This is a genomic window from Oceanibium sediminis (assembly GCF_003265325.1).
GTDB classification, from domain to species: Bacteria; Pseudomonadota; Alphaproteobacteria; order Rhodobacterales; family Rhodobacteraceae; genus Halovulum; species Halovulum sediminis.
Genome location: NZ_QGNX01000002.1, coordinates 36,721 through 53,746, shown reverse-complemented (window position 1 = coordinate 53,746; position 17,026 = coordinate 36,721). Strand labels below are relative to the sequence as shown.

Here is a 17,026-nt window from a genome sequence, read left to right as displayed (position 1 = left end):
GCATATCAGGGCGGCAAAAGATCCGAATCGCAAAGGAGCGGTCCACATGAGTTATCCCATCTATGGCCGTATCGACGGCCCTATCGTCATCATCGGCTTCGGCTCCATCGGACGGGGCACGCTGCCGCTGATCGAGCGCCATTTCGAGTATGACGCGAAGAACATCCACGTGGTCGACCCGAGCGACGCGAACGCCAACTTCCTGCGCCAGCGCGGCGTGCAGTACCACCGGATCGAAATCACCCCCGACAACTACCGCGAGGTTCTGGACAGCTTCTTCAAGGATGCGCCGGGGGGCTTTTGCGTCAACCTCTCGGTCGATGTCGGCTCGCTCGACATGATGCGCCACTGCCGGAAGCTCGGCACGCTCTACATCGATACGGTGATCGAGCCCTGGAAGGGTTGGTACTTCGATGACACCCTGGCCCCGGCCGAGCGGACGAACTACGCCCTGCGCGAAACCGTGCGCGCGGAAAAGCGGGCCAATCCGGGCGGGACAACGGCGGTCAGCTGCTGTGGCGCGAACCCCGGCATGGTCAGCTGGTTCGTGAAGGAAGCGCTTCTGAACCTGGCGCGCGACACTGGCCGCGACGTGGCCGTGCCCGCCAGCCGCGAAGGCTGGGCGATGCTGATGCGCGACCTTGGCGTGAAGGGCATCCACATCGCCGAGCGCGACACCCAGGCGCCGAGCTATCCCAAGCCGATGGGCACCTTCGTGAACACCTGGTCGGTCGAAGGCTTCCTGGCGGAGGGCTTCCAGCCAGCCGAACTGGGCTGGGGCACCCATGAGCGCTGGATGCCGGAAAACGCGACCGGGCATGAAACGGGCTGCCAGGCGGCGATCTTCATGGACCACCCCGGCGCGCTGACCCGCGTACACACCTGGTGCCCGACGCCGGGGCCGCAGTACGGGTTCCTCGTGACGCATAACGAGGCTGTGTCGATCGCGGACTACTACACAGTGGGTGAGGGGGCGACGCCGGAGTACCGCCCGACCTGCCACTATGCCTACCACCCCTCGAACATGGCCGTTCTGTCGCTGCACGAGTGCTTCGGCTCGGGCGAGATGCAGACGACGCACAAGATCCTCGACGAGAACGAGATCGTCGAGGGGGTGGACGAGTTGGGCGTGCTGCTGTTCGGGCACGAGAAGAACGCCTACTGGTACGGCTCGCGCCTGTCGATGGCGGAGACCCGCGAGCTTGCGCCATTCCAGAACGCGACCGGGTTGCAGGTCACATCGGCCGTGCTGGCCGGCATGGTCTGGGCGCTGGAGAACCCCGAGGCGGGGATCGTGGAAACTGACGAGATGGACCACGCCCGCTGCCTGGAGGTGCAAAAGCCCTACCTCGGCCCGGTGGAGGGGCATTACACCGACTGGACCCCGATTTCGGCCCGCTGGGACCGCTTCCGCGAGGACATCGATACCGAGGATCCCTGGCAGTTCCGCAACATCCTGGCCAGCTGATCCAGCGGCGCGGCCCCTGCGGGGGGCCGCAAGAGATTCCCCCCACCCCGCCTTGCGGCGCGGGCGGGGCCCGTTGGCCCTTGGGGGCGGGTTTGTCGATGACCGTCTGGCCCGGTACGGCTTTCAGGGCGTTAGAGCATGGCGCTGAGAGGACCGCACCCCTGGTCCGGTCCTGCCCCAGCGTGGGGGCGAGTCGCGCCGCGTCAAGGGCAAGCCGCCCGTGCCAGGCGGGGCTGACGCCCCCTTGACCCGGCCCGACTCACCCTTTGCCTGTACTCAGCCGCGCTGGTCGGGCGGTGTGGCTTCCGCGGCCAGGCTTGCGGCGACCTCGTCAAGGGGCAGCACCTGGGTCTGCTTTTCCCCAAGGCGGCGCAGGGTCACGGTGCGCTCCTCCACCTCGCGTGCGCCGACGGCGAGGATCACGGGGACCTTGCCGAGGGAGTGTTCGCGGACCTTGTAGTTGATCTTCTCGTTGCGGGTGTCCGCCTCGGCGCGCAGGCCGAGGGCGCGCAGTTTGGCGACCACCTCATGCACGTAGTCGTCCGCGTCCGAAACGATGGAGGCGACGACGACCTGCCGCGGGGCCAGCCACAGCGGGAATTTCCCGGCGTAGTTCTCGATCAGGATGCCGATGAAACGCTCGAAGCTGCCGAGCGTCGCGCGGTGCAGCATGAAGGGGCGGTGTTTCGCGCCATCCTCGCCCACGTAGGTCGCGCCGAGGCGTTCGGGCAGGTTCGGGTCCACCTGGAAGGTGCCGCACTGCCAGACCCGGCCGATCGCGTCGGTCAGCTTGAAGTCCAGCTTGGGCGCATAGAAAGCGCCTTCGCCGGGGTCGAGCGTGTACTCGTGGCCCGTCTTGCGGATTGCCGCTTCCAGCGCGGCTTCCATGCGGTCCCAGGATTCCTCGGTGCCGACGCGCTTTTCAGGGCGGGTGGCGAACATGATCTCGAACTTCTCGAAGCCGAGATCCTTGTAGACGGAGGACAGGAACTCGATGAAACGGGCGCATTCCGCCTCGATCTGGTCCTCGCGGCAGAAGATATGCGCATCGTCCTGGGTGAAGCCGCGCACACGCATGATGCCGTGCAGCGCGCCCGAGGGTTCGTAGCGGTTGCAGGCGCCGAACTCGGCCATGCGCAGGGGCAGGTCGCGGTAGGACTTCAGGCCCTGGTTGTAGATCTGTACGTGGCAGGGGCAGTTCATGGGCTTCAGCGCGTTGACCGATTTCTCGCGCGCGTGCTCTTCGTCGACTTCGACGATGAACATGTGCTCCTGGTAGTTTTCCCAGTGGCCCGACTCTTCCCACAGGCGGCGGTTCACCACCTGCGGGGTGTTCACCTCGACGTAGCCGCCGTCGCGCTGGCGGCGGCGCATGTAGTCCTGCAGCGTGGTGTAGAGGGTCCAGCCATTGGGGTGCCAGAAGATCTGGCCCGGGGCTTCTTCCTGCATGTGGAACAGGTGCATTTCCCGGCCCAGCTTGCGGTGGTCGCGCAGGGCGGCCTCCTCCAGTATGGTCAGGTGGGCTTTCAGGTCCTGCTTGTTGCGGAAGGCGACGCCGTAGATGCGCTGGAGCATCGGGTTGTCGGAATTGCCGCGCCAGTAGGCGCCCGCGACGCTCATCAGCTTGAAGGCGTCGGCGGGGACCTGACCGGTGTGGGCCAGGTGCGGGCCGCGGCACAGATCCTGCCACTCGCCGTGCCAGTACATGCGGATCGGCTCGCCCTCGGGGATCATGCCGACGAGTTCGACCTTGAACGGCTCATCCATCGCTTCGTAATGGGCGATGGCGCGCTCGCGGTCCCACACCTCGGTGCGGACGGCATCGCGCAGGTTGATGATATCGCGCATCTTCTTCTCGATCACCTCCAGGTCCTCCGGGGTGAAGGGCTCTGCGCGGTCGAAGTCGTAGTAGAAGCCGTTGTCGATCACCGGGCCGATGGTGACCTTCACATCGGGCCAGAGCTCCTGCACGGCGCGGGCCATGATGTGGGCGCAGTCGTGGCGGATGAGTTCCAGCGCGGCGTCATCCTTCGCGGTGACGATTTCCAGCGCGGCGTCAGCCTCGATGGGCTTTGACAGGTCGCTCAGTGTGCCGTCGATCTTCACCGCGAAGGCGGCTTTGCCAAGCGATTTGGAAATATCGGCGGCCACGTCCGCGCCAGTCACCCCTGCGGGGTAGCTGCGCGATGCGCCATCGGGAAGGGTAATGGAGATTTGAGAGCCGTCGGCCATGACGGGGTCCTTTCCATGGTTTGGCGCCTACGAAACGCCCGGTTACGGTTGGACCCGTCACTACGCCAATGGGCGCGGCTGTCAAGAGGGGGCGCGCTGCGCCAGCACCTCGCGGTAGAGGTCGAGCGTGGCGGATTGCATCGCCGTCTCGCTGTAGTGGCTGGCGATGAAATTGCGCGCGGCCATGTCCATTGCGCGGCCGATCACCTCGTCGCGTTCCATCGCGGCGGCAACCGCGTAGCTGAGCGAGCCGGGGTCGCGGTGGCGCACCAGCCAGCCCGTCTTGCCCGGCTGTATCGCCTCGGCCCCGGCGCCGTTGTCGGTGGTGATGACCGAGCGGCCCATCGCCTGCGCCTGAAGCGCGTGTTCGCACAGCAGTGGCGGCGTCGCGGGCAGGGACAACACGACGCTGGCCAGCTTGTAGGCGGCGGGCCAGTCGTCGCATTCGTTCACGAAACGCACCCGCGCGGGCTGCCCCGCGGGCGCGACCGGGTCGGCCCGCTTGTCGTGCGGGGCGGGGTCGCCGATCAGCACCCAGGCCACGTCCGGCGCGCCGTCGGCATGGGCGGCGGCCATGATCCAGTTGAGCCAGGCGCTGTCGCTGCGGGCCTGCGGGATCAGCACCACCGGGCGCGGATCATCGGCCAGGCCCCAGCTGCGCGCCAGCGCGATGGTGCGCTCTGGCGTCACTTGCGAGGGGTCGAAGGTCTGCATGCTGATGCCCGGGCGGATCACCCGGATCGCATCCCCCGGCACCGCGAAATCGCGGGACAGGCAGGCGGCGGCGTAGTCCGAGCGCACGATGACGGGACGGCCCGCGAAATACTTGCGCGCCGTCCGACGGCCAAGGAAGCCATGCGTCGCGGGCAGGGTTTCGGCGGTCATCACCAGCGGCAGGTTCGCTGCCTCGGCAAAGGATTTCGCGGCCAGGGCCGCATCGCAGCCATGAACGTGGACAAGCGCGAGGTCGCGCTGATGCACGGTATCCAGAAGGGCCTGCGTGCTGCCCAGCTGGAACAGGCTCGCGCGCTGTCCGGAAAAGGGCCGGTGATCGATCCCGGCGCGGCGGCAGCGTCCCTCGGCGTGGATATCCCCGCCGGCTATGACCATCTCTCCCCCGGCCGCCTTGAGCGCTCTGGCCACGGCGACCGTGCGTGCGGTTGCCGTTCCTTCCGGCGACTCCGGCAGGAGTTGCAGAATGCGCGGGGCTGGGGCATGACTTACCTGCGGGGAAACCCCGCCTGACTGACGGAGAAGCATGCTCGATTATCACCTCTTTAATGCCTCTGACGGGCGTTTGTTGGCCTACAGTACAGCAAATCCCGGAAGGGTCAGCAAAAAAACGCCCGGCGTCGTATTTCTTGGGGGATTCCGGTCGGATATGACCGGGACCAAGGCGGTTTTCCTGGAAGACTGGGCCAGGGCGACGGGGCGCGCGTTCCTGCGTTTCGACTATACCGGCCACGGCGCGTCCTCCGGCGCGTTCGAGGATGGTTGCATCGGGGACTGGGTGCGCGACGCGGCCGAGATCATCGCCGCGCTGACCGAGGGGCCGCAAATCCTTGTCGGAAGCTCCATGGGCGGCTGGATCGCCCTGCGGCTGGCGCAGACGCAAGCGGTGGAGATCGCTGGGGTCGTCGGCATCGCCGCCGCGCCCGACTTCACCGAGGACAGCATGTGGGCCGAGGCGGACGAAGCCCAGCGCGCCGCCTTGGTGCGCGACGGGCGCATCGAGCTGCCGACCGAATATGACGACATCCCCTACGTGATCACCCGCAAGCTGATCGAGGACGGGCGCAAGAACCTGGTCCTGCGCGCGCCGCTGGAGTTGCCGTTTCCGGTGCGGCTTCTGCATGGCACGGCGGATGCGGATGTTAAGATGTCCGTGCCGCTGACCCTGCTGGAGCACGCAAGCGGTCCCGACATCCGGCTGACGCTGGTAAAGGGCGCCGATCACCGTTTTTCCACGCCCGACTGCCTCGATCAGATCGTCGCGGCGGTGGAGGAGGTGAGCGCGCGCCAGGGCTGACAACGGCCGGTTCCGTTCCTTGCAGGGGCTGACCGGGGAGGGGGGCGTATGACAACCGCGCTTGTCGTTCTTGCTGTGCTGGCGGTCGTGCTGGTCGTGCTGTGGGTTCTTGGCCCGAGGGAGCCGGCGGACGGGCCGCGCCTGTTCGATCCCGGCGCTATCGGCGCGGATATCGACGGATATCTCTGCCGCGCGGAGGGTCGGGTGCGCGATCTGCGCCCCGGCGCGCAAAAGCAGGTGCTTTGGGCGGACCCGGCCAGCAAGGCGCGCACGCCCCTTGCACTGGTCTATATCCACGGCTTTTCCGCAACCCTGGAGGAGGTACGCCCCGTCCCCGACGAGGTGGCCAGCGCGCTGGGCGCGAACCTGTTCTTCACCCGCCTCAGCGGTCACGGGCGTGACGGCGCGGCGATGGCGGAGGCGAGCGTCGCCGCATGGCGCGACGACGTGTCCGAGGCGTTGGAGATCGGCCGCCGCATCGGCGAGCGGGTGATCCTGATGGGCACCTCCACCGGCGGCACGCTGATTTCGCTGGCCTTGGAGGAGGATGCCGCTGACGTGGCAGGCGTCGTGTTCCTCTCGCCCAATTTCGCGCTGCAACGGCGCGGCGCGTCCTTGTTGACGCTGCCCTTCGCGCGCCGTTTCGTTCCGGTTCTGCTGGGGGATGAATGCACCCTCGAACCGGCCAGTGCCGAGCATGCGCGCTGGTGGACGACTCGCTACCCCTCGAGCGCGCTGCTGCCGCTGGCGGCGGCCGTCGCGGCGGCGGAACGGGTCGAGTATGACCGCTTCGAAATCCCCGCGCTGTTCATCTTTTCCGACAAGGACGAGGTCGTCTCGGCCGCCGCGACCCGCTCTGTCGCGGCCAGATGGGGCGGGCCGGTGGATCTTTTTCCGCTCAGCGCGGGGCCGGGTGACGATCGCTCGAACCACGTGATCGCGGGCGACATCCTCAGCCCCGGGTTGACCCCGGTGGTGAGTAAAAGGATCAGGGACTGGGTGCACGAACGCCTCACCTGAGCTGGGGATCGCGCGCCGTTTCTGAAGGGGATGCCGGGTGCGCTAGAGGATCAGGCCGACCACGACCATGGCAAGGCCCAGCCCCGCCACGCCCATCGAACCCATGTTGAGCGCGACAAGCCCGTGCATCGCCGCGCGCTGCTTGGCTGGGTCCGGCTCCGCGCGCAGCGCGGCCGCCTTGCGGATACACAGGATCAGCCCGGCGAGGCCGAGCAGCGTAACGATGCAACCAGAGGCGATGAGCCATGTCATGGCGCTTGCGCTATCCGATCCCCGGCAAAGCCGCAAGCCGCGTCTGTGCCGCGCTGGCCCGCGCCAATCCGGCGTTGCAGAAGGCCGGTGCGCCGCCATAGTGTCGCTCTCTGAGGCAGAATCACGACGAGGATACCCCAATGGACATCATGGACCAGGAACACGACAACGGCCCCGCCGACAGCCATCGCGTCGCCGCGGCGGAGTTGCGCCAGTTCATCGAGCGATTCGAGCGGCTGGAAGCCGAGAAGAAGGACATCGCCGACCAGCAGAAGGAAGTCATGGCCGAAGCCAAGAGCCGCGGCTACGACACCCGCGTGATGCGCAAGGTGATCGCCCTGCGCAAGAAGGACCCCGCGGAAATATCTGAGGAAGAAGCGGTTCTTGAGCTTTACAAGGAAGCGCTCGGGATGTGAGCGCTAACATTTCTGCATCACCGGGGCGCGAATCAACCTGATTCAGCACGGCTTTCGCTTTGATATTTGCGCCGGGCGGCATATGTCCCGAGTTGACGCTTGCGCCGAACCTGGCGCTGTGCCGACTTGAATCCGCTAAAGGTGCAATCTCATGAATGCCAACCAGCTCAAGGCGGAGATGCTTCGCCATCTTCAGTATTCCCTCGCAAAGGACCCCCGCACCGCCAGCCTGCGGGACTGGCGCATGGCGTTGTCCCTGTCCGTGCGCGACAAGATCGTGGACCCGTGGTTCGCCGCCACCCGCGCCACCTATGCCGGGCAGCACAAGCGGGTGTATTACCTCAGCCTTGAGTTCCTGATCGGCCGCCTGCTGGAAGATGCGATCGTCAACCTCGGCCTGGGCGATGCCGCGCGCGAGGCTTGCGCGCAGCTCGACCAGGACTTCGACGCGGTGCTGGCGGACGAACCCGACGCCGCGCTTGGCAATGGCGGGCTCGGCCGTCTGGCGGCCTGTTTCCTCGACAGCCTGTCGACGCTGGCGATCCCGGCGTATGGATATGGCATCCGCTACGAGCACGGGCTTTTCAAGCAGTCGTTCCACGAAGGGCGGCAGGTCGAGCAGGCCGAGGCGTGGCTGACCCAGCCCCACGCCTGGGAGTTCGAGCGCGCGGAATCCTCCTACGAGATCGGCTTCTACGGCGAGACCTCCGAACAGGGGGAGCGGGGCACTTGGACGCCGGGCGACGCGGTGCTGGCGCGGGCCTATGACACGCCGATCATCGGCTACCAGGGGCGCTGGGCCAACACGCTCAGGCTGTGGTCAGCCAAGCCGACGAAACTGTTCGACCTGGCGCGTTTCAACCACGGTGATTTCAACGCCGCCGCCGAGCCGGAAGCGCAGGCGCGCACCATCAGCCGCGTCCTCTATCCCAATGACACGACCGAGGCGGGCAAGGAGCTGCGCCTGAAGCAGGAATATTTCTTCTCGGCCGCGTCGATCCGGGACATCCTGCGCCGCTTCGACAGCGAATACGACGATATCCGCAAGCTGCCCTCCAAGGTGGCGATCCAGTTGAACGACACCCACCCCGCCATTGCCGGGCCGGAACTGGTCCGCGTGCTGCACGACGAAAAGGGCCTGCCATTCGATGAGGCGGTGGAACTGTCGCGCGCGACGCTGAACTACACCAACCACACCCTGCTGCCCGAGGCATTGGAGCGTTGGTCCGAGGGGCTGATGCGCCACCTTTTGCCGCGCCACATGCGCATCATCGAGCGGATCGACGACTGGCACGCCCGCACCGCGAAGGGGCGCACCCAATCGACCATCGACCACGGCGACGTGAAGATGGGCGAGCTGAGCTTCGTCATGGCCAACAAGGTCAACGGCGTCTCGGCCTTGCATACCGACCTGATGAAGGAAACGGTGTTCTCCGAACTGCATGCGCTGCATCCGGACCGGATCGTGAACCAGACCAACGGCGTGACCCCGCGCCGCTGGCTGCTGGCGTGCAACCCGGGCCTGTCGGACCTGATCACCGACACCATCGGCGCGGGCTGGGTGGCCGACCTCGAAGAGCTGAAGGGCCTCGATCCGCACGTGGAGGACGCCGCTTTCCGCGAGCGCTTCGCCGCGACGAAACGGGACAACAAGGTTGCGCTATCGAACTGGCTGAACGCGGAGATGGGGCTCAGCGTCGATCCCGACGCGATGTTCGACGTGCAGATCAAGCGCATCCACGAGTACAAGCGCCAGCTGATGAACATCCTTGAGGTGATCGCACTCTGGGATGCGATGCGCGCCGATCCGGACCGGGACTGGACGCCGCGGGTCAAGATCTTCGGCGGGAAAGCGGCGCCGGGCTATCACACGGCCAAGGAAATTGTGCGTCTTATCAACGACGTGGCGGTGGTGGTGAACAGCGATCCGGCGCTGAAGGGGCGGCTGAAGGTCGCCTTTCCGCCGAACTACAATGTCACAATGGCCGAGCGGCTGATCCCGGCGGCGGACCTGAGCCAGCAGATTTCCACCGCGGGCAAGGAGGCCTCGGGCACTGGCAACATGAAGTTCGCGCTGAACGGTGCGCCGACCATCGGCACGCTGGACGGGGCGAACGTGGAAATCCGCGAACATGTCGGGGCAGAGAACTTCTTCTTGTTCGGCATGACGACGGAACAGGCCGTGGCCCGGCGCGGGGTGGAGGATCACGCGGGGCGCGCCATCGCCGGCTCGCCCGAACTGACCCGAGCCATCGCACACCTGGAACGGGGCACCTTCAGTCCGCATGAGCCGGAGCGTTACGGCCACCTAGCGGGCATCCTGCGCCATCACGACTACTTCCTCGTCTGTTCCGATTTCGCCGCCTATTACGCGAAAAGCCGCGAGGTGGACGGCGTGTTCGCCGACAGGGATGCCTGGACGCGCATGGCCGCCCACAACACCGCGCGCTCCGGGTGGTTTTCGTCCGATCGCACCATCCTCGGCTATGCGGCGGATGTCTGGGAAACCAGACAGGTCAGCAGTCGTCGCGGGGACGGGACTTGCGTTTTGGCCTCCTGACCCTAGGCTTGAAGCCATGAGCAACCAGCAAGCGACATTCGAGGATACCAGCCTGACACCCGAGGACGCTGAGCGTATCGCCAGCGGCACGCACCCAGATCCCTTCGCGGTGTTGGGCCCGCATGATACAGATGCGGGCCGTGTTGTGCGCATCTTCGATCCCGGCGCGCAAACCCTGTCCGTGACCGGCCCCGGCGGCAAGGCGCAGTTTCTGACCCCGGTGCCCGGGGCGCGGGGCCTGTTTTCCGGCCCGCTGCGCGACGAGCCCTACCGCGTTCATGGCGAGGGGTACGGGCGCTCCTGGGACTTCGAGGACCCGTATCGGTTCGGCCCGGTGATCGGCGAGATGGACGAATACCTGCTGGGCGAGGGAACCCACCAACGCCTGTGGCAGGTGCTCGGCGCGCATGTGCTGACCCATGAGGGCGTCGACGGCACTTCCTTCGCCGTCTGGGCGCCAAACGCCTCGCGCGTGTCGGTGGTTGGCGATTTCAACGCCTGGAACGGGCGCCGCCACCCGATGCGCCGGCGGGGCGCGACGGGCGTGTGGGAAATCTTCATCCCCGGCGTCGGCGAGGGAGCCCCCTACAAGTACGAGATCCTCGGCGCGCAAGGCGAATTGCTGCCCCTGAAGGCGGACCCGGTCGGCTTCGGCGCGCAGCACGCGCCGGAAACGGCCAGCGTGGTGCGCGATATCCGCGACTACGGCTGGCGCGACGGCGACTGGATGAAACAGCGCAAGGCCCGCCAGCAGGTCGACGCCCCGGTCAGCATCTACGAAGTTCACCTCGCCTCGTGGAAGCGCGTCGCGAAAGAGGGGAACCGCCCCCTGAGCTACAAGGAGATGGCGAAGGAACTGGTCGCCTATGTCAAGGACATGGGCTTTACCCACATGGAGCTGCTGCCGGTCAGCGAGCATCCTTTCGACGGCTCCTGGGGGTATCAGCCCGTCGGCATGTACGCGCCCACGATCCGCTTCGGCCCGCCGCAGGAATTCCGCGACCTGATCGACGCCGCCCATACCGAGGGGCTCGGCGTCATCATGGACTGGGTGCCGGGCCATTTCCCCACCGACGCGCACGGGCTTGGCCGCTTCGACGGCACCGCGCTTTACGAGCATGCGGACCCGCGCGAGGGGTTCCACCAGGACTGGAACACGCTGATCTACAACTTCGGGCGGACGGAGGTGGCGAATTTCCTCGTCTCCAACGCGCTGTACTGGCTTGAGGAACACCACGTCGACGGGCTGCGCGTGGATGCGGTCGCGTCCATGCTCTACCGCGACTATTCCCGGAAAGAGGGCGAGTGGGTGCCCAACATCCACGGCGGGCGGGAAAACCTGGAGGCGATCGCGCTGTTCCGCCGCATGAACCAAACCGTCTACGGGGAAGTGGACGGCATCCTGACCGCGGCCGAGGAAAGCACCGCCTTTCCCAGCGTCTCACGGCCCGTGGACATGGGCGGGCTCGGCTTCGGGTTCAAATGGAACATGGGCTGGATGAATGACACGCTCAGCTACATGGAAAAGGACCCGGTCTATCGCCAGCATCATCACCACCAGATGACCTTCGGCATCCACTACGCCTATTCCGAGAATTTCATCCTGCCGATCAGCCATGACGAGGTGGTGCACGGCAAGGGATCGATGCTGAACAAGATGCCGGGCTCCAGCGCCGAGAAATTCGCGAACCTGCGCGCCTATTACGGGTTCATGTGGGGCCATCCGGGCAAGAAGCTGCTCTTCATGGGGCAGGAATTGGCGCAAGGCGCGGAATGGAACCACAACGCCCAGCTTGACTGGCACCTGCTGGAGCAGGCCCCGCACAAGGGCATGCAGAACCTGGTGCGAGATCTCAACACCCTCTACCGCGCGGAGCCGGCACTGCATGCGCGCGATTGCGAACCCGAGGGCTTCGAGTGGATCGAGGCGAACGCCGCCGACACCTCGGTCTTTGCCTGGCTGAGGCGTGCGGGCCCTAAGGACCCTATGATCGTGGTCATCAGCAACATGACCCCGGTCGAGCGGCCCGCCTGGGTCTGCGGCCTGCCCACGTCCGGCAGGTGGGAAGAGGTGCTCAACACCGATTCAGAGCGCTACGGCGGCACCAACATTGGCAATATGGGCGGCGTGACCGCTGACGGGGGCCCCGCACACGGGCAGCCGGCATCGGCCGGGGTAACCCTGCCGCCCCTGAGTACGGTGATCTTGCGACAGAAAATATAGCGAAGACCGGCACATCCGGCGGGAGGACTTATGACACCCAAGACCAATCATCGCCTGACCAATCGCACGATGGCCTTCGTGCTGGCGGGGGGACGCGGCTCCCGCCTGAAGGAACTCACGGACCGGCGCGCGAAACCTGCGGTGTACTTCGGGGGCAAGACGCGGATCATCGATTTCGCGTTGTCCAACGCGCTGAACTCGGGCATCCGCAAGATGGCGATCGCCACGCAGTACAAGGCGCACAGCCTGATCCGCCACATGCAGCGCGGCTGGTCCTTCTTCCGCGCCGAGCGCAATGAGTACCTGGATATCCTGCCCGCCTCACAGCGGGTGGCGGAAAACAAGTGGTACCTCGGCACGGCGGACGCGGTGACGCAGAACATAGACATCGTGGACGACTACAAGGTCGATTATATCCTGATCCTGGCGGGCGACCACATCTACAAAATGGATTACGAGATCATGCTGCGCCAGCACGTCGATACCGGTGCGGACGTGACCGTGGGCTGCCTGACCGTGCCGCGGGAAGAAGCCTCGGCCTTCGGGGTCATGGCGATCGACGACAAGCTGAACATCACCGAGTTCCTGGAAAAGCCCGCGAACCCGCCGGGCATGCCGGGGGATGACACCCGGACATTGGCATCGATGGGGATCTATGTCTTCAAGTGGTCCTTCCTGCGCGAGTTGCTTCTGAAGGACGCCGAGGACCCCAACTCCAGCCATGATTTCGGCGGCGACCTGATCCCCGAGATCGTGAAGAAGGGCAAGGCGGTGGCGCACAAGTTCGACGAAAGCTGCGTGCGCCATGCCCCGGACGCCCCCGCCTACTGGCGCGACGTGGGGACGGTGGACGCCTTCCACCAGGCCAATATCGACTTGACCGATTTCACCCCGGACCTGGACCTGTGGGACACCAACTGGCCGATCTGGACCTATTCCGAAAGCGTGCCCCCCGCAAAGTTCATCCATGACGAGGCGAAGCGGCGGGGCACGGCGATCAGCTCCATGGTCTCGGGCGGGTGCATCATCTCGGGGACGGAGGTGCGCAACTCGCTGCTGTTCACCGGCGTGCACACCAACTCCTTCTCGTCGCTCGACCGGGTGGTGGCGCTGCCCTACGTCAACGTGGCGCGCAACGCGCGGCTGACGAATGCGGTTCTGGACCGGGGCGTGCACATTCCCGAAGGCCTGGTGGTGGGCGAGGACATGGCCGAGGACCGGAAATGGTTCCGGGTCAGCGAGAACGGCGTCGTGCTGATCACGCAGGACATGCTCGAGCGGCGGGCAGCCGGCCTGTGACCCGACGCGTCCTGTCCGTCGCCTCGGAATGCGCGCCGCTGGTCAAGACCGGCGGGCTGGCCGATGTCGTGGGCGCGCTGCCTGCCGCCATGGCCCCCGAGGGGTGGGAGTTGCGCACCCTGATCCCCGGCTACCCGGCGGTGATGAAGGCGCTGGGCAAGCGGGCGAAACCGGTGCTGAGCGACGACGACCTGTTCGGCGGCCCGGCGTGGCTGCTGTCGGGCAAGCTGGGCGCGCTGGACCTGCTGGTGCTGGACGCGCCCCACCTGTTCGATCGCCCCGGCAACATCTATCTCGGGCCCGACGGCAAGGACTGGCCCGACAACCCGGAGCGTTTCGCAGCGCTGAGCTACATGGCCGCGAGCATCGGGGTGGATGGGGCAGGGGGCTGGGTGCCCGACCTGATCCACGGGCACGACTGGCAGGCGGGGTTCACGCCAACCTACCTGCGCGCCGCCGGGCGCAGGGTGCCGGTGCTGATGACGATCCACAACATCGCCTTCAACGGCCCGGCCCCGCCCGAGCGGTTGTTCCAGCTGCGCCTGCCGCGCGAGCGCTTCACCAGCGAGGGGTTCGAGTTCTACGGCATCATCAGCGCGCTGAAGGCGGGGCTGGTGGACGCCGATGCGATCTCCACCGTCAGCCCCACCTATGCGCGGGAGCTGAAGACGCCGGACTACGGCATGGGCCTCGACGGGGTGATCCGGGCGCGGGCCGCGGACCTGCATGGCATCCTGAACGGAATTGATGAGGAGGTCTGGTCCCCCGCCACCGACCCGCTGGCGATCAATTACAAGTCCCCACGCGGCAAGGCGAAGGCGAAGGCGGCGCTGCAGAAACGCTTCGGCCTTGCCGATGCGCCGGGCCCCCTGGCGATCGTCGTCTCGCGCCTGACGGACCAGAAGGGGCTGGACCTGCTGCTCGATGCGCTGCCCGCCTTCCTGGACGCGGGCGGCGCGCTGGCGCTGCTCGGAACCGGCGCAGGGGAGCTTGAGGCCGGGTTCACGGCGGCGGCGCAACGCTCGGACCGCGTGGGCGTTCAGATCGGTTACGACGAAGCGCTCAGTCACCAGATGTTCGCGGGCGGCGACGCGGTGCTGGTGCCCAGCCGGTTCGAGCCGTGCGGGCTGACCCAGATGTACGGCCTGCGCTACGGCACGGTGCCGCTGGTCGCGCGCACCGGCGGGCTGGCGGATACGGTGATCGACGCGAATGACGCGGCCCTGCGCGCGGGCGTGGCGACGGGCATCGTGGTCGCGCCCGGGCGCGTGGACAGCCTGGAGGAAGGGCTTCAGCGCCTCTGCGCGCTTTACAGCGACACGCCGGGATGTACGCGGGTGCAGCGCAATGGCATGAAACACCCCGTGGGCTGGGCCGCCTCGGCCCGCGACTACGCGGCGCTTTACGCGCAACTGACCGGATAGCACCCCATGACGAAGGCTCACGATATCGGACCGGGCCGCCCGGACCCGCTTGGCGCGAGTGTGCTGGACGGCGGCGTGAACTTCGCCGTTTTCTCTGCCCATGCGGAAAGCGTCCTGCTGTGCCTGTTCGACGCCGAGGGGCAGGAGTACGTGCAAATCCCCCTGCCGGAGCGCACCGGCGACATCTGGCACGGGCATGTCGCGGCCCTCGGCCCCGGTCAGACCTATGGCTACCGCGTGCATGGACCCTACGCGCCCTCTCGGGGGCATCGCTTCAATCCCAACAAGCTGCTGATCGACCCCTACACGCGGGCCACCGTTGGCGCGCTCGGCTGGCGGGACGAGATCTTCGGCCATACCGTTGGCCACCCCGCGCAGGACCTCAGCTTCGATCGCCGCGACAGCGCCGCCCATGTGCCGAAATCCGTGGTCACCCCGCCGCTGCCCCCGGCAGAGGAACCCCGGCCCCGTATGCCCTGGCGAGAAACCGTTATCTACGAGGCGCACGTCAAGGGGCTGACAAAGCAGTTCCCCGGGATCGACCATGCCGGAAGCTACCTCGGCCTGGCCCAGAAGCCGGTGATCGACCACCTGAAAGCGCTGGGCGTCACGGCGGTGGAATTACTGCCGGTTCATGGCTTTGTCGATGACGGGCACCTGCAGGCGCTGGGCAAGCCGAATTACTGGGGCTACCAGACCCTGACCTTCTTCGCCCCCGAGGCCCGCTACGCGCAAACCGACCCGCTGCGCGAATTCCGCGAGATGGTGCGCGCCCTCCACGATGCCGGGATCGAGGTGATCCTCGACGTCGTCTACAACCATACGGGCGAGGGGGACTGGTCCGGCCCGACGCTCGGCTTTCGCGGGCTGGATAACGCCAGCTACTACCGGCTCGGCGCGGACGGGCGCTCCTACATCAACGACACGGGCACCGGCAACACGCTGAACACGGCGCATCCGATGGTGATCCGCATGGTGCTCGACAGCCTGCGTTTCTGGGCCGGAACCATGGGCGTTGACGGCTTCCGCTTCGACCTCGGCACTGTCATGGGGCGCGAGGCGGGCGGGTTCCGCGCCGACGCCGGCTTCTTCGACGCGCTGCGCCAGGACCCGCTGCTCGCCACGGTGAAGCTGATCGCCGAACCCTGGGACATCGGGCCCGGGGGCTACCAGCTCGGACAGTTTCCCGCCCCCTTCGCCGAGTGGAACGACGTTGCGCGCGACACGATGCGCCGGTTCTGGCGGGGCGACGGGGGCCAGGTGCGCCACCTCTCCAGCGTCGTCGCCGGCTCGGCCGAGCGCTTCGACCATTCGGGGCGCCCGGCCAACGCCTCGGTGAATTTCCTGACCGCCCACGACGGGTTCACGCTGATGGATGTCGTCAGCTACAACGAGCGTCACAACGAAGCCAACGGCGAAGGCAACCGCGACGGGCACGGGGCGAACCACTCCGACAACCTTGGCGTGGAGGGGGCCAGCGACGATCCCGCCATCATCGCCGCGCGCGACCGGCGGCGGCGCAACATGCTGGCGACGATGTTCCTCTCGCAAGGCACGCCGATGCTGCTGGCGGGGGACGAGCTTGGCAACAGCCAGGACGGCAACAACAACGCCTACGTGCAGGACAACCCCACCGGCTGGGTGACCTGGGCCGGGGCCGACTCCGATTTCCTGTTCTTCGTGCGGGAGCTGATCGCCCTGCGCCGGGACATGCCCGTGCTGCGCCAGCGCCGGTTCCTGCACTCGGAAACCCGCGACGACGGCCTGCGCGACCTGGTCTGGCACCACCCCGACGGGCACGAGATGACAGAGGCCGCCTGGGGCGACGAAACCCTCCATACGCTGGTGGCCGAAAAGCGGATCGCCGCGGGCTCTCCGCCCTATGAACCGGGGGATGCGGCCGCCTATCTGATCTTCAACTGCGGCAAGGCGGAGCGGATCACGTTGCCCGATGCCGGTCCAGGCAAGACATGGACGCTTCGCTTCACAACGGTGCCCCATGAAACCACCCTCACAAAGGCAGAGGTCGCGGTGCCGCACGACAGCGTTGTCGTCCTGACCCTTGCCGCCATAGACTGACCTGACATCCGCAGGAGCATCAG

Annotated in this window: 12 protein-coding genes; 9 read left to right on the top strand and 3 right to left on the bottom strand. The window is 66.7% G+C overall.

Annotation, left to right across the window (positions count from 1 at the left end):
* Window positions 1-46: 46 nt before the first annotated feature.
* Window positions 47-1,468: a homospermidine synthase gene (locus tag DJ029_RS05675; protein WP_112321400.1), complete on the top strand. Its 1,422-nt coding sequence runs from the start codon at window positions 47-49 to the stop codon at window positions 1,466-1,468.
* A 276-nt stretch (window positions 1,469-1,744) separates the two neighbouring features.
* On the opposite strand, the gene thrS is transcribed toward DJ029_RS05675, so the two are convergent.
* Both thrS and DJ029_RS05665 read right to left on the bottom strand, forming a co-directional pair.
* Window positions 1,745-3,700, bottom strand: a complete 1,956-nt coding sequence (thrS, locus tag DJ029_RS05670; RefSeq protein WP_112321399.1) for a threonine--tRNA ligase — start codon at window positions 3,698-3,700, stop codon at window positions 1,745-1,747.
* Window positions 3,701-3,781: 81 nt separating this feature from the next.
* Window positions 3,782-4,843 (bottom strand): glycosyltransferase, encoded by a 1,062-nt coding sequence (locus DJ029_RS05665; RefSeq protein ID WP_198671067.1) that lies wholly within the window; start codon window positions 4,841-4,843, stop codon window positions 3,782-3,784.
* 115 nt (window positions 4,844-4,958) lie between these two features.
* Between DJ029_RS05665 and DJ029_RS05660 the strand changes: the two genes are divergently transcribed.
* Window positions 4,959-5,729 (top strand): alpha/beta hydrolase, encoded by a 771-nt coding sequence (locus DJ029_RS05660; protein WP_112321397.1) that lies wholly within the window; start codon window positions 4,959-4,961, stop codon window positions 5,727-5,729.
* 48 nt (window positions 5,730-5,777) lie between these two features.
* Window positions 5,778-6,749, top strand: coding sequence for an alpha/beta hydrolase (locus DJ029_RS05655; RefSeq protein ID WP_112321396.1), 972 nt, complete (start codon window positions 5,778-5,780; stop codon window positions 6,747-6,749).
* A 42-nt stretch (window positions 6,750-6,791) separates the two neighbouring features.
* Here the strand turns inward: DJ029_RS05655 and DJ029_RS05650 are convergent, their stop codons facing one another.
* Window positions 6,792-7,001, bottom strand: a complete 210-nt coding sequence (locus DJ029_RS05650) for a hypothetical protein (RefSeq protein WP_112321395.1) — start codon at window positions 6,999-7,001, stop codon at window positions 6,792-6,794.
* A gap of 149 nt (window positions 7,002-7,150) precedes the next feature.
* On the opposite strand from DJ029_RS05650, the gene DJ029_RS05645 reads away from it, so the two are divergent.
* The 6 genes from DJ029_RS05645 (at window position 7,151) to glgX (ending at window position 17,003) form a co-directional block, all read left to right on the top strand.
* Window positions 7,151-7,417 (top strand): DUF2312 domain-containing protein, encoded by a 267-nt coding sequence (locus tag DJ029_RS05645; protein ID WP_112321980.1) that lies wholly within the window; start codon window positions 7,151-7,153, stop codon window positions 7,415-7,417.
* Window positions 7,418-7,568: 151 nt separating this feature from the next.
* Window positions 7,569-9,977: a glycogen/starch/alpha-glucan phosphorylase gene (locus DJ029_RS05640; protein WP_112321394.1), complete on the top strand. Its 2,409-nt coding sequence runs from the start codon at window positions 7,569-7,571 to the stop codon at window positions 9,975-9,977.
* A 16-nt stretch (window positions 9,978-9,993) separates the two neighbouring features.
* A complete protein-coding gene (gene glgB, locus DJ029_RS05635) occupies window positions 9,994-12,201 on the top strand; it encodes a 1,4-alpha-glucan branching protein GlgB (protein WP_112321393.1) in 2,208 nt (735 codons plus the stop codon).
* Between the two features lie 30 nt (window positions 12,202-12,231).
* Window positions 12,232-13,500, top strand: coding sequence for a glucose-1-phosphate adenylyltransferase (gene glgC / locus DJ029_RS05630; RefSeq protein WP_112321392.1), 1,269 nt, complete (start codon window positions 12,232-12,234; stop codon window positions 13,498-13,500).
* Window positions 13,497-14,924 carry a glycogen synthase GlgA gene (gene glgA / locus DJ029_RS05625; protein WP_232822991.1) on the top strand — a complete coding sequence of 476 codons (1,428 nt, stop codon included), beginning with the start codon at window positions 13,497-13,499 and terminating at the stop codon, window positions 14,922-14,924. Before glgC ends, glgA begins: the two co-directional genes overlap by 4 nt.
* 6 nt (window positions 14,925-14,930) lie before the next feature.
* Window positions 14,931-17,003 (top strand): glycogen debranching protein GlgX, encoded by a 2,073-nt coding sequence (gene glgX / locus DJ029_RS05620; RefSeq protein WP_112321390.1) that lies wholly within the window; start codon window positions 14,931-14,933, stop codon window positions 17,001-17,003.
* Window positions 17,004-17,026: the final 23 nt, after the last annotated feature.

Coding starts and splice junctions, on each gene's coding strand:
- DJ029_RS05660 (WP_112321397.1), top strand. CDS start 4,959: ATGCTCGATTATCACCTCTTTAATGCCTCTGACGGGCGTTTGTTGGCC.
- glgX (WP_112321390.1), top strand. CDS start 14,931: ATGACGAAGGCTCACGATATCGGACCGGGCCGCCCGGACCCGCTTGGC.
- DJ029_RS05645 (WP_112321980.1), top strand. CDS start 7,151: ATGGACCAGGAACACGACAACGGCCCCGCCGACAGCCATCGCGTCGCC.
- DJ029_RS05675 (WP_112321400.1), top strand. CDS start 47: ATGAGTTATCCCATCTATGGCCGTATCGACGGCCCTATCGTCATCATC.
- DJ029_RS05640 (WP_112321394.1), top strand. CDS start 7,569: ATGAATGCCAACCAGCTCAAGGCGGAGATGCTTCGCCATCTTCAGTAT.
- DJ029_RS05655 (WP_112321396.1), top strand. CDS start 5,778: ATGACAACCGCGCTTGTCGTTCTTGCTGTGCTGGCGGTCGTGCTGGTC.
- glgB (WP_112321393.1), top strand. CDS start 9,994: ATGAGCAACCAGCAAGCGACATTCGAGGATACCAGCCTGACACCCGAG.
- thrS (WP_112321399.1), bottom strand. CDS start 3,700: ATGGCCGACGGCTCTCAAATCTCCATTACCCTTCCCGATGGCGCATCG.
- DJ029_RS05650 (WP_112321395.1), bottom strand. CDS start 7,001: ATGACATGGCTCATCGCCTCTGGTTGCATCGTTACGCTGCTCGGCCTC.
- glgC (WP_112321392.1), top strand. CDS start 12,232: ATGACACCCAAGACCAATCATCGCCTGACCAATCGCACGATGGCCTTC.